Consider the following 12042-nt stretch of genomic DNA (forward strand, 5'->3'; position numbering starts at 1 on the left):
GGGCGTGGCCACGGGCAACGCTCCGCCCTTTCAGGATTTGCATTGGGGGTTACCATGACGAAGCCGCTCCGGCTTGCCAGCCTGTTCCTTTTCACTTCGGCGCTCGTTGCGCCTTCCCTTGTCTGGGCGCAGACCACGCCTTCGACGCCGGACACGTCCGGCGGCCAGTCCGACGCGCCGGCTCCCGCCCAGGACCAGGCTGCGCCTCAGGAAGAGCAGGCTCCGGACGTCTCGGTTCCGGGCGGCGACGCCATCGTGGTGACCGGTCGCCGCGTCAACGTCGCGCGTGACACCCCGCAGGTGGTCTCGGTGCTGTCGAGCGCCGATATCGCCCGTACCGGCGAAGGCGACATCGCCGGCGCCCTTGGCCGGGTCACCGGCCTCAGCGTGGTCGGCAACGGCTATGTCTATGTCCGCGGCCTCGGCGATCGCTATTCGCTCGCGCTGCTCAACGGCTCGCCGCTGCCCAGCCCCGAGCCGCTCAAGCGCGTCGTGCCGCTCGACATCTTCCCGACCAACGTGGTCTCGTCCTCGCTGGTCCAGAAGAGCTATTCGACCAACTTCCCCGGCGAGTTCGGCGGCGGCGTCATCAACCTGACGACCAATTCGGTGCCGAAGGAAAGCTTCCTCACCGTCAGCGGCGGTGTCGGCGCCAATCTCGTGACCACCGGCCATGTCGGCTATGTCTATGCCGGCGGCGGCCATGACTGGACCGGCTATGACGACGGCTCGCGCGATCTGCCTCCGGCGCTCGCGGCCTTCTTCGCCAGCGGCGAGAAGATCAGCTCGGGCAACATCGATACCCAGGCGATCGCGGGCCAGTTGGTCAATGCCAAGAACGCGCTGGTCCAGCGCCAGTCGCGCATCGGCCCGAACTGGTCGGCGACGATCTCGGGCGGGGCTTCCATCCCGGTCAGCGACGACGTCACGCTCGGCGTGATCGCGACCGGCGGCTACAGCAACAAGTGGACGACGCGCGACGCGATCCAGCAGACCTCGCTGAACAGCGATATCTCGACGCTGGAGAATGATTTCCGCCGGGTCTCCACCGACAATCGTATCGTCACCAACGCCCTCCTCGGCCTCGGCCTCGAGTTCGGCGACAACAAGATCCGCTGGGCCAACCTCTACATCCACGACACGCTGAAGCGTGCGCGTCTCGGCCTCGGCAAGACCAATAACAATGCCGTCACCGATGTGATGCAGCAGGATACCGCCTGGTATGAGCGCCAGCTGGTCAACACCCAGCTGGTCGGCGAGTTCAAGTTCAGCCCCGAATGGAGCCTCGACCTTCGCGCCAGCTATGCGAACTCGAAGCGCAAGGCCCCGAGCGAGCTTACGCTGGAATATGTCCGCACCAACGTCGCGTCGGACCTCTATGGCGCCTATTTCGTCAATCGCCTCAACAACGGCAACAATGGCGATGCGCACATCAGCTATTCGGACCTGAACGAAGACCTGTATTCGGGCGGCGCGGACCTCACCTTCAAGCCGATCACCGATCTGGCGCTGACGGCGGGCTATTCGTACCTCAAGACCAAGCGCGACAGCTCGCGCCGCGACTTCCAGTTCACGGCACCGAGCAGCTTCCCGACCGCGGTCGGCATGCTGCGTCCGGACCTGCTGCTCGGCTCGGCGATCATCGATTACTACAACATCGCGCTGATCGACACGAACGAAGGCGCCCCGGCGTTCCGCGCCGAGCTGGAGAACCATGCCGGCTACGGCAAGGTGAACTGGCAGGTGTCGCCCGAGCTCTCGCTCGACTTCGGCGTCCGCTACGAGACGGCGACCGAGACGGTGGTTCCGCTCCAGGTGTTCAACACCCCGACCGGTAGCACCGCGGCGACCAACCTCGACAACAGCTACTGGCTGCCGGCCGCCACGCTGACCTGGCAGTTCCGCCCGGACATGCAGGTTCGCCTCAGCTCGTCGAAGACGATCGCCCGCCCGCAGTTCCGCGAGCTGATCTACCAATTCTACTTCGACCCGGACAGCAACCGCCAGTATCGCGGCAACCCGCTGCTCCAGGACAGCACGCTGGTGAACGCCGAAGCGCGCTATGAATGGTATTTCGCGCCGGAGCAGCGCCTGACGGTCGCGGGCTTCTACAAGCGGATCAAGAACCCGATCGAGACCTTCATCACCGGCAGCGACTTCGTCACCAGCTTCGCCAACGCGCCGCGTGCCGACCTGTACGGTGCCGAGCTCGAAGCGGTGAAGAAGTTCCCGCTCTCCAACTGGTCGGGCTCGAACTTCTTCGCGGATCGCCACCTGATCGCGATCGCCAACTACACCTACACCAAGTCGAAGCTGAAGGTGCAGCCGGGTGATCAGACCCGCATGTTCGCAGCGTCGTCGACGCTGGCGACCGACTATTTCCAGGACGGTTCGCCGCTAACGGGCCAGTCGGATCACCTCGTCAACTTCCAGTTCGGCATGGAAGACAAGGCCTCGCTCTCGCAGCAGACCCTGATCCTTTCCTATGCCAGCAAGCGCGTGACGAGCCGCGGCCTGGCGAACAGCGGTCAGCCGGACGTGTATGAATATCCGGGCCTCAACCTGGACTTCGTGCTGCGTCAGGGCGTGAAGGTGGTGGGCCGTCAGCTCGACCTGAAGCTCGAGGCGCGCAACATAACGAACCGGAAGCACAAGGAAACCCAGACGCTGGGCAAGAACACCGTGATCTACAACAATTATTCGGTGGGCCCGACGTTCAACTTCTCGCTCTCGACCACCTTCTGATCGCGAGCGTCCGGAACTGAAAAGGGAGCGGCCCGCCTGGCGGTGCCGCTCCCTTTTTCGTGTAGTCAGGCCCGGGGTCTCACCAGCCCCAGGTCCTCTCGCGGTACCATTGCGTGACCACGTATTTCAGGCCCGCACGGACCTTCATGGCGTGGTGGATGGTCGAGGGATTCGGAGTGCCGTCGGGGCGGAGGTTGTTCCAGGCCACTACCTTGCCGGTTTCGGGCTGGATGATCTTGTCGACCGCCTTGAACCGCGTCGCGCCGCCCGCTTCGACTTCGTTGAGGTAGAGCATCACCGTCCAGGTGCGCTGCCCCGCGACCGCGCAGTACTTGTCATAGTCGCGGCCCTGCGGCTCGAAATAGTCGGTATGCGCCTTGAACTCCTGGCCGATCTCGTAGCGCTGGCCCTGCATCGGCTCGCCATGCGTCGGGTCGAGCCCGGTGAACGCCGTCATCCGCCGCTTCAGCTCGGTCACGACCGGATCCTGGGCGCTGAAGTCGCAGGTCTCGCTGGTGCGGAAGGCATAATCGTCATTGGCGTCGGCGATCGTCGAGGGCCGGCGCTCCGCATCGATCTTGATCATCAGCAGCTGGCAGAGCTCGGGCTCGAGGAAGTTCTTGGCGATGAACATCTGGATCTTGGGATGCGGCACGCGCTGCACGCCGGGCCAGCGCATGATGTGATCGACGACCGGCTCGGACGGATGGCCCGAGCCCAGATTGAGGAGCGGGGAGGCGGCATTCTGCATGGCGGCTTTCTGCCAAAAGCCACGCGGGCGCGCCAGCATGACGCGAAACAGTCACAAAATCGCAAGCGCGATGTCACACGACCTGCCTAGCGAAGGGCGCTCCGCAAAGGGGACCCTATGGAAATGGAAGCCGAAGCGCTGGCACCGGTAGCGGAAACGCCGCAGCCGCTGTTCTTTGTCGGCGCCCGGGGCGATTCGCCGGCAGAGGCGCTGATCGCCGAGGCCCGCCGGCGCCGCGCTTCGCATATCCATATCGAGACCGCCCCGGCGGCGATGATCGTACGCATGCGCATTGCCGGCCAGCTCACCGAGCCCCGCCACTATCACGCCGATCCCGCGCTGGCCGCAGAATTCAGCGCCCTGGCCGGTGCCGCGATCCTGACCCAGGGCGAGGGCGAGCGCATCGTGCTGCGCATCGATGGCGGCGAGCAGCGCGAGCGCGCGCTCGAGGCCATCGGGATGAGCCGAACGCTGGTCGATGCGCTGTTGCCCGCACTGCGCCGCGGCGGGCTGGTGCTCATCGCCGGCGCGCCGGGCGCCGGCCGCAGCACGACCATCGCCGCGTTGCTCCGGCATTTCTCCGGCTCGCCGCGCCATATCGTGACGATCGGCACGCCGCCGGTGGAGGGCGCGACCCGGATTGAGGGGCTTGCCGGCGCCGCTGCGATTCGCGCCGCGCTGGAGCAGGATCCCGACATCATCGCACTCGACGGGCTGGACGGCCGTGAGGCCGCCGCCGCCGCAGCCGAGGCTGCCGAGAGCGGACATCTGGTGCTGGCATCGATTGACGCCCCCGACGCCGTCTCGGCGATCCGGCGGATGCGCGACTGGCGCGTCGAGCCGTTCCGCCTCGCGTCCACCGTCGCGGCGGTGCTCGCCCAGCGCCAGGTCCGCCGGCTCTGCGCCGAGTGCCGCCGCCCGGTACAGGCGCAGGGCTCGGTCTCGGCATTGCTCGGCTTCGATTCGGGCGCGATCGTCTTCGAGGCGATGGGCTGCGAGAGTTGCGAGGGCACCGGCTTCACCGGCAGGACCGGCGTGTTCGAGGCGATCGTCGCCGATGGCGCGATCCGCCGGCTGATCAACGACGGCGGCGACGAGGCGATCCTGGCCCGCCACGCCTTCCTGCGTGCACCCAATCTCGGATCGGCCGCACGGGCACTGGTGCGCGAGGGCGTGACCACCCCGGAGGAGGCCGTGCGAATTTCCCGCGGATAAACCCGAAATATGTGGGGTAATTATCTTGCGCTTCGCTTCGGCCCCGGCTAAGCGCGCCTTCTTCACGGCGGTTGTAGCTCAGTTGGTTAGAGCATCGGTTTGTGGTACCGAGGGTCGCGGGTTCAAGTCCCGTCATCCGCCCCATTTCTTCCCCTTGTGACCGCACGCGGCCCACAGACGTGTGGCACTCTCCGCAGGAATGTAGCGCGTGATCACCGACTGGGGTTTCCCCGATTTCGACGACCATGAGGGCGTCCATCTGTTCAGCGACCGCGAATCGGGGCTGAGCGCAATCATCGCAGTCCATTCCAGCAAGCTCGGGCCCGCCGCTGGCGGCGTGCGCTTCTGGCATTATGCGGACCACCGCGCCGCGATCACTGACGCGCTGCGTCTGTCGCGCGGCATGAGCTACAAGAACGCGATGGCCAATCTGCCGCTCGGCGGCGGCAAGGGCGTGATCCTGGCGAGCCAGCCGGGCGCGACCGTCACCACCGCGCAGCTCGAGGCGTTCGGCCGCGCGGTCGAATCGCTCGGCGGCAAGTACGTCACGGCCGAGGATGTTGGCATGTCCGAGGAGCGGATGAAGGTCGTCGCGACCCAGACCCGCCATGTCTCGGGCCTGCCGGTCGCGGCCGGCGGCGCCGGCGGCGATCCGGGCCCGGTCACGGCGCGCGGCGTCTATCTGGGCGTGAAGGCAGCGGCGAAGCGCGGCCTCGGTGCCGATTCGATGAAGGACGTCCGCGTCGCCATCCAGGGCGTGGGCTCGGTCGGCGGCGGCGTCGCACGCCTGCTCGCCGCTGACGGCGCGAAGCTGGTGCTGGCCGACGTCAATGCCGATCGCGCCAAGGCGCTGGCGGCGGAGCTGGGCGGCGAGGCAGTCGATGCCGCCGAGATCCTCGGCATCGAGACCGACGTGCTGAGCCCCAACGCGCTGGGCGCGATCTTCACCGAGCAGTCGATCGCCGCGCTGAAGACCACGGTGGTCGCCGGCGGTGCGAACAACCAGCTTGCCACCCGCCAGGACGGCCACCGCCTCCACGACCGTGGCATCCTCTATGCCCCCGATTACGTGATCAACGCGGGCGGCATCATCAATGTCGGCCTGGAATATCTGGGCCAGGGCAACATGGCCGAGGTGCAGGCGCGCGTGGACAAGATCCCCGAGCGCCTGATCGAAGTGTGGGACGAGAGCGCCCGCACCGGCGATCCCGAGAGCGAAGTCGCCGACCGTATCGCCCAGCGGCTGATCGGCCGGGGTTGATCGGGCCGCACTGATCGGTCGGGGCGCGGGCCCCGACCGATTCGGTCATTCAATCATATTGATTGGGTGCGACCTTGCCGGTGGCGAGGTCGATCACCTTGCCCCGGTCATAGCCGAGCACGCCCGGGATCGGCGCCAGCCGGTTGATCGCGAACGAGAAGCCCGCCACGAACTTACCCTGCGCGCGATAGGCAGCCGGGACAATCGGCTTGTCGACCAGCAACGCCGGTATCTTGGTCGATGCATTTGCCGGCCGGATCGCCGCGGTCCATACCGGCAGAAAGTCGCTCATGCTGGACTCGCCGAACCCGGTTTCTCCTGCGAGTTCGGGTATGTCGCTTTGCGGTCCCGCACCGGCGATGAACAGCGATCCCATATCGGTGATCTTGCCGGCTTCGGCAGGGAAGGAAACGGTGCCTAGGCAGAAGCACGTCTCGAAGATGTCGTTCCAGCCGATTCCATATAGGACATAGTCGCCGGGGAGCGCCTCGAGCAGCATCGTCCGGTCACGATCGGAGCGCTCGAAGGTGCTGCCCATGCCAACGGTCTGGGCGTTGATGATCTTGTCGTAGGCGAAGTCGAATGTGTCGAGGCTGGGGACGGGCGGGATCGGCTTGTTGAATTTGAGCCCCGCCTTTTCCGCTTCTGTCTTCTGGGCAAGTAGCTGCTGCCGCTTCCGGATCAGCCCAGGCTCCGCCTTGATGAAGGCGTTGCGGCGCGCCTCTTCATAGCTTGCCGTCTCGGCATCGGTCGGGATGCGAAGGAAAACCGGGCTCAGGCTGGGGGCATCGGAACGGAACAGAAGATATGCGCGATCCGGGCGCAATGACACCGGACCCTTGGCCTTGATCGCCCGAATCCGCGGAGGCGATTCCTGGGCGACTACAGGGGCTGCGATCAGATGACAGCAGAGCATCAGTGCGGCTGCGCGGTACTTATTCATTTGGTGGGCACCTTTCCGCCGAAATTGGGACCGGAGGCGATCTTCGCCTGGACCGCGATCGACTCAGCTGGTGGAAGGGCGATCACATTCTCCCAGATTTCTTCGGGAACGCTGTAGCGGACATAACCTCGGGTCCCCATGCAACGGAGCATGCGCGCCTGGCGCTGGCGTCGGGCCAAAGTGCCCTCGATCAACGACATGATCAGCACGCCCGTGAGGCCATAATCGTTGGAATAGACGTGCTTGCGCCCGGTCTTGCCCGACCACGGGACGAAGCGGTTCAGCTGCACCGATTCCCAGCCATTGGACTGGAGGAAGCGATAGCAGTCGCTGAGATCGGCATGGGCTTCCGCGAAGCTCACGCCCTCGCGCTGGAAGAAGAAATATTTCCAGCCATTCGCCACGACCTCGGGATCGCCCGAGTGCGAGAGGTCGGGCACGGTGATCGTCGCAGGGTCGGGCAGGGTGGGCGCGGTCTGGGCCATGGCCGCGCCATGCCACAGCGACGCAGCCGCCATGGCGGCTATCGCAAGGTTACGCATATCTTGATTCCCCCCTTTGCACGAACGAATATCAGGTCGATTGCCGCCGTCCAGCGGACTTGCGCCAGACATGTGCCGCCAATAGCGTCGCGCATCCCTCGCACCTCCGCGGAGCCCCATGCGCACCTTTCTCCTCGTCACCGCCGCCCTGCTGTCCATCGCACCGGCCGCCGCCCAGTCGATCGACCCCGCCACCGTCGCCGTGCTGGTCGACCAGGGGACCAGCCATTCGGAGGTGATGACCACCGCCGAATATCTCGCCGACGTGATCGGCCCGCGCATGACCAACTCGCCGGCGATGCGCGAGGCGGAGAAGTGGACGCAGGAGAAGTTCAGGGGCTGGGGCCTCAGCGACGTCCACAAGGAAGGCTTCGACTTCGGCCGGGGCTGGTGGATCGAGAAGTCGAGCGTGCGCATGGTCGCGCCGCGTCCGGTCCAGCTCACCGCCATCCCGATCGCCTGGACACCGGCGACCAACGGACCCGTCACCGCCCCGGTGATCGTGGCGCCGCTGCGCAGCCCCGGCGACTTCGCCCAGTGGAAGGGCAAGCTTGCCGGCAAGATCGTGCTGACCTCCGCGCCCGGCACCGGCTCCGAGCCCAAGGAAGCGCCGTTCCAGCGGCTGAGCGACGAGGACCTAGCCAAGCTCGACGTCTATGAGGAACCGGGCTGGGATCCGGCCAAGCTCGACCAGTCGCTGTCCCGCGCCAAGTTCGAGGGGCAGCTCGCGAGGTTCCTGGCCGAGGAAGGCGCGGTCGCCTATGTCACCCGCTCGCGCAGCGACGGCAAGCTGATCCATGGCGAGGGCTATCTCCACCATGTCGGCGAGACGCCCAAGGTGCCCGGCATCGAGATGGCGGCCGAGGATTATCGCCGCCTCGTCCGCCTGGCCTGGACCGGCAAGGCGCCGACGCTCGAGATCGACAGCAACGTCCATTTCGACGACAGCGACACCAAGGCCTACAACATCCTCGCCGACATCAAGGGACGGGATCCCAAGGCCGGCTATGTCATGGCCGGCGCGCATCTCGACAGCTGGGTGGCGGGCGACGGCGCCGCCGACAATGGCGCGGGCAGCGCCGTGGTGATGGAAGCGGCGCGGATCATCGCCGCGAGCGGGATCAAGCCGAAGCGCACGATACGGTTCGCGCTGTGGGCCGGCGAGGAACAGAGCCTTTACGGCTCGATTGCGTATATCGAGCAGCACCTGGCGAAGCGCCCGGCCTGGGATCATGTGCCGAGCGCCGACGAATTCTACTATAGCTGGGCGACCCGCTTCCCGATCACGCCGCTGCCGGGCCACAGGGAGCTGAGCGCCTATTTCAACCTCGACAATGGCTCGGGGAAGATCCGCGGCATCTATGCCGAGAACAACATGGCGGTGGTGCCGATCTTCCGCGAATGGCTCGCCCCCTTCGCGTCGATGGGCGCGTCGACCGTGGCGATCCAGAAGACCGAGGGCACCGACCACCAGTTCATGCAGGCGGTCGGCATCCCGGCGTTCCAGTTCATCCAGGATCCGCTCGACTATGAGAGCCGGGTGCACCACACGCAGCTCGACACCTTCGATCACCTGAAGGCGACGGACATGCGCCAGGCGGCGATCATCCTGGCGGCATTCCTGCTCGACGCCGCCAATGCCGACAAGCCGCTGCCGCGCCTGCCGATCCCGACCCAGCCGAGCGTCACCGATCCGTTCGCGGCACCGGCCGAGGGGAAATAGCCGCCGGCACCGATACGGACCGAAAAGCCCCACGCCCCCCGTGCCCGGCATGATATTCCGGGCCGGAAGGGGAGGGGCGATGTCCGAATTCTGCGTGGAAGCCGTTACGGGCCAGAAGAACGTCACGATCGAGATCGCCACGGAGGATTTCGAGGCGCTCCGCCAGGGGGGCTATTCGCTCTGCCTGGCCAAGAAGCTCGCCGCGGGCGGTGTGGACTATGACGTCGTCTGGCGCTCGAGCCCGAACTTTCTCCCGTCCAACACGCTGAGCTGGATCCCGGATTTCCAGCTGTTCGCGACGAACCAGTTCGCCGAGGGCCAGCTGGTCAATCCCGCGACCAATGTCGTGGTGATCGGCCAGGGCGAGACGAGCACGCTCGATCAGAACGGGATATTGCACGAGGCCGTCCCGGGCGGACCGCCCATGGGGTTCGTCATGGTGAATGAGTTCGGCCCGATCCATCCCGGGCTGAACCAATGGCTTACCTGGATCGATGGCAGCATGCAGCCGCTGCCGATTTTCGTCCTGCCCTATGCGGCGGTGCCCGGGACGGTCGATTTCCAGCCGATCGATACCGTGCTCGTCTGGTTCGAGCCGAATATCGAGACTTCGACGATCTTCATGACGCCGCGCACCAATGCGGTCGAGATCGACCTGACCGATGCCAGTTCGGCGACGCGGCTCTATTCCGAGGGGGCCTGGTCGACACCCTGAGCGAAGATATTTTCGCAGATTCGCGAAAAAATCGCGGCGGCATGTCACATTCGGCGCGGCCGTCTCGTCATGCGTGCATCCAACCAAGGAGATGCATGATGACCGGCCGCCTCGACCTCTACACCGCCGCCCCCGCCGAGATGAAGGTGTGGCTCGAAATGTCGCTCAAGATCGCCCCCAAGATCGAGCACAGCCTGCTCGAACTGGTGAAGATCCGTGCCTCGCAGATCAACGGCTGCGCCAACTGCCTGAACATGCACACCGCCGATGCCCGCAAGGCCGGCGAGACCGAGCAGCGCCTCTATCTGCTCAGCGCCTGGCACGAGGCGCCCTGCTTCACGCCGCGCGAGCGCGCCGCATTGGCATGGACCGACGCGATGACTCTGGTATCCACGGCGCGGGCGCCGCAGGCGGTCTATGAGGAACTCGCCTTCGAGTTCAGCCCGGAGGAACAGGTGCAGCTCACCCTGATGATCAACGTGATCAACGGCTGGAACCGCCTCGCGGTCGGCTTCGACCTGTTCTACGAGGCCAAGCCGGCCATGGTGGCGGCAGCGTGAGCGGCGCGGACGCAGCGGCCGTCTTCGATCCGCTGCGTCCGCGGCTGGCGCGTATTGCCTATCGCATGCTCGGCTCGGTTGCGGACGCGGAAGACGTGGTGCAGGACGCGTTCCTGCGCTGGCTCGACACCGACCGCGACCAGGTCCGCGAGCCCGAGGCGTTCTTGCGCCGGGTGGTGACGCGGCTGTGCCTCGACCAGCTCAAGTCGGCCCGGGCGCGGCGCGAGACCTATGTCGGCCCCTGGCTGCCCGAGCCCGTGGTCGAGGAGGAGGACGAAGTGGAGGACGTGACACTTCCGCTGATGATGGCGCTCGAACGCCTGTCGCCGCTCGAGCGGGCCGCCTTCCTGCTCCACGACGTGTTCGGGGTCAGCTTCGACGAGGTGGGCGAGACGATCGGCCGCGATCCCGCCGCGGCACGCCAGCTCGCCAGCCGGGCCCGCACCCATGTCCGCGCCGCGCGCCCGCGCTACGAGATGCCGAAGGAGAAGGGGATGGAGATCGTCGCCGCCTTCTTCGCCGCCTCGCGCAGCGGCGACATGACCGCGTTCCGCGGCCTGCTAGCCGACGACGTCACCACCTGGTCGGACGGCGGCGGCAAGGTCCCTGCGGGGCTGCGTCCGATCCACGGCGTCGACGACAACATGAAGCTCTATGCCTCGCTGGCGCGCTTCTTTGCCAAGGAGATGTCGAGGATCGTGCGCTACGGCATGATCAACGGGCTGCCGGGCTTCGTCTCGATAGAGCTGGGTGGCGTGCTCCAGACGACGGCGCTGGCGATCGAGGACGGCAGGATCACCGGCATCTATGTGACGCGCAATCCGGACAAGTTGGGGCATCTCGGTGCGGTGCATTAAGGGAAGAGCACCGTGATTCCCCTCCCTGAAAGGGAGGGGCTAGGGGTGGGTGGAGACTTGGCGATACTGCCGAGCTGGGCCTGATCTCACCGTATCGGTGGCAAGGACCCACCCCCGGCCCCTCCCTTTCAGGGAGGGGAGTGATTGCCCATCGCGGCAATGTCTCCAAACATTAACCCTCGCCGTTATGCCGCTGGAAACGCCGGATGGGTCAGGCGGGGGACATGCGCGCCGCACTCCTGCTTCTAGTCCCGCTGGCGCTCGCCGCCTGCAACCAGACCAATGGCAAGGCCAAGGACGACATTGTCGGCCATCGCTGGGCGCGTGCCGCGGCCGAATGCGGCGATACCTATTTCACCTTCTCGCCGGACGTGATCGATTTCGTCCGCAAGGGGCGGGCGGTGAACTCGCTGCCGGTACGGCGGGTGGTCACCGATCCCTCGGACTCCAATACGGTGATGTTCGTGATCGAGGTCGACAGCGCGCTCGCCACCCGGCCGGAGTCGCGCAAGGACGCCGCCGACGTGGCAATGGCGTTCCGGATCGAAGGCGACAGCCTCCGCCTGGTCGGTCAGGGCGCGCCCGACCGGCTGCTGCCGGTGTCGGTGGGAGAGGGTGGCTTCCCGGCGATGACCTTGCGCCGCTGCCCCGGCTGAGCGGCTCGCAGCAACTCACGGAACCTGTCAATTCTCAGCATGGATTCCGCATCCGAACCCCGCTAGTCGTTGCG

At 66.1% G+C, this 12042-nt stretch carries 11 protein-coding genes and 1 tRNA gene; 9 read left to right on the forward strand and 3 right to left on the reverse strand.

Translation table 11 applies throughout. The features are described 5' to 3' along the window. Positions 1–54 precede the first annotated feature (54 nt). Positions 55–2745, forward strand: coding sequence for a TonB-dependent receptor domain-containing protein (locus ACEN8G_RS06380; protein WP_413414730.1), 2691 nt, complete (start codon positions 55–57; stop codon positions 2743–2745). Between the two features lie 79 nt (positions 2746–2824). On the opposite strand, the gene ACEN8G_RS06385 is transcribed toward ACEN8G_RS06380, so the two are convergent. Beyond that, positions 2825–3496, reverse strand: coding sequence for a prolyl hydroxylase family protein (locus ACEN8G_RS06385; protein ID WP_413414729.1), 672 nt, complete (start codon positions 3494–3496; stop codon positions 2825–2827). A gap of 123 nt (positions 3497–3619) precedes the next feature. Between ACEN8G_RS06385 and ACEN8G_RS06390 the strand changes: the two genes are divergently transcribed. The 3 genes from ACEN8G_RS06390 (at position 3620) to ACEN8G_RS06400 (ending at position 5972) form a co-directional block, all read left to right on the forward strand. After that, positions 3620–4711, forward strand: a complete 1092-nt coding sequence (locus ACEN8G_RS06390; protein ID WP_413740758.1) for a GspE/PulE family protein — start codon at positions 3620–3622, stop codon at positions 4709–4711. A 67-nt stretch (positions 4712–4778) separates the two neighbouring features. Then, positions 4779–4855 (forward strand) — tRNA-His (locus tag ACEN8G_RS06395). A gap of 64 nt (positions 4856–4919) precedes the next feature. Further along, positions 4920–5972 (forward strand): Leu/Phe/Val dehydrogenase, encoded by a 1053-nt coding sequence (locus ACEN8G_RS06400; RefSeq protein WP_413414727.1) that lies wholly within the window; start codon positions 4920–4922, stop codon positions 5970–5972. A gap of 49 nt (positions 5973–6021) precedes the next feature. Here ACEN8G_RS06400 and ACEN8G_RS06405 read toward each other — a convergent pair whose 3' ends face one another. Continuing rightward, on the reverse strand, positions 6022–6915 hold the full coding sequence (locus ACEN8G_RS06405; RefSeq protein ID WP_413740759.1) for a hypothetical protein: 894 nt from the start codon (positions 6913–6915) through the stop codon (positions 6022–6024). Next, positions 6912–7457, reverse strand: a complete 546-nt coding sequence (locus tag ACEN8G_RS06410; RefSeq protein WP_413414725.1) for a hypothetical protein — start codon at positions 7455–7457, stop codon at positions 6912–6914. The genes ACEN8G_RS06405 and ACEN8G_RS06410 overlap by 4 nt, the downstream gene beginning before the upstream one ends. 118 nt (positions 7458–7575) lie before the next feature. On the opposite strand from ACEN8G_RS06410, the gene ACEN8G_RS06415 reads away from it, so the two are divergent. The 5 genes from ACEN8G_RS06415 to ACEN8G_RS06435 all read left to right on the forward strand — a co-directional run bounded on the left by ACEN8G_RS06415 (position 7576) and on the right by ACEN8G_RS06435 (position 11968). Then, positions 7576–9180, forward strand: coding sequence for a M20/M25/M40 family metallo-hydrolase (locus tag ACEN8G_RS06415; protein WP_413414724.1), 1605 nt, complete (start codon positions 7576–7578; stop codon positions 9178–9180). A 79-nt stretch (positions 9181–9259) separates the two neighbouring features. Next, positions 9260–9895, forward strand: a complete 636-nt coding sequence (locus tag ACEN8G_RS06420) for a hypothetical protein (protein WP_413414723.1) — start codon at positions 9260–9262, stop codon at positions 9893–9895. A 98-nt stretch (positions 9896–9993) separates the two neighbouring features. Next, positions 9994–10455 carry a carboxymuconolactone decarboxylase family protein gene (locus ACEN8G_RS06425; RefSeq protein ID WP_413414722.1) on the forward strand — a complete coding sequence of 154 codons (462 nt, stop codon included), beginning with the start codon at positions 9994–9996 and terminating at the stop codon, positions 10453–10455. Then, complete coding sequence (locus ACEN8G_RS06430) at positions 10452–11312, forward strand: sigma-70 family RNA polymerase sigma factor (RefSeq protein ID WP_413414721.1); 861 nt, start codon at positions 10452–10454, stop codon at positions 11310–11312. Before ACEN8G_RS06425 ends, ACEN8G_RS06430 begins: the two co-directional genes overlap by 4 nt. 224 nt (positions 11313–11536) lie before the next feature. After that, positions 11537–11968 carry a hypothetical protein gene (locus ACEN8G_RS06435; RefSeq protein WP_413416688.1) on the forward strand — a complete coding sequence of 144 codons (432 nt, stop codon included), beginning with the start codon at positions 11537–11539 and terminating at the stop codon, positions 11966–11968. The last annotated feature ends 74 nt before the right edge of the window (positions 11969–12042 follow it).

Source organism: Sphingomonas sp. Sphisp66, assembly GCF_047324325.1.
Classification (GTDB): domain Bacteria; phylum Pseudomonadota; class Alphaproteobacteria; order Sphingomonadales; family Sphingomonadaceae; genus Sphingomonas.

Bases quoted from the DNA above. Each gene is read 5' to 3' on its own strand.
- ACEN8G_RS06380 (WP_413414730.1), top strand. From the start codon at position 55: ATGACGAAGCCGCTCCGGCTTGCCAGCCTGTTCCTTTTCACTTCGGCG.
- ACEN8G_RS06405 (WP_413740759.1), bottom strand. From the start codon at position 6,915: ATGAATAAGTACCGCGCAGCCGCACTGATGCTCTGCTGTCATCTGATC.
- ACEN8G_RS06435 (WP_413416688.1), top strand. From the start codon at position 11,537: ATGCGCGCCGCACTCCTGCTTCTAGTCCCGCTGGCGCTCGCCGCCTGC.
- ACEN8G_RS06420 (WP_413414723.1), top strand. From the start codon at position 9,260: ATGTCCGAATTCTGCGTGGAAGCCGTTACGGGCCAGAAGAACGTCACG.
- ACEN8G_RS06390 (WP_413740758.1), top strand. From the start codon at position 3,620: ATGGAAGCCGAAGCGCTGGCACCGGTAGCGGAAACGCCGCAGCCGCTG.
- ACEN8G_RS06425 (WP_413414722.1), top strand. From the start codon at position 9,994: ATGACCGGCCGCCTCGACCTCTACACCGCCGCCCCCGCCGAGATGAAG.
- ACEN8G_RS06410 (WP_413414725.1), bottom strand. From the start codon at position 7,457: ATGCGTAACCTTGCGATAGCCGCCATGGCGGCTGCGTCGCTGTGGCAT.
- ACEN8G_RS06385 (WP_413414729.1), bottom strand. From the start codon at position 3,496: ATGCAGAATGCCGCCTCCCCGCTCCTCAATCTGGGCTCGGGCCATCCG.
- ACEN8G_RS06415 (WP_413414724.1), top strand. From the start codon at position 7,576: ATGCGCACCTTTCTCCTCGTCACCGCCGCCCTGCTGTCCATCGCACCG.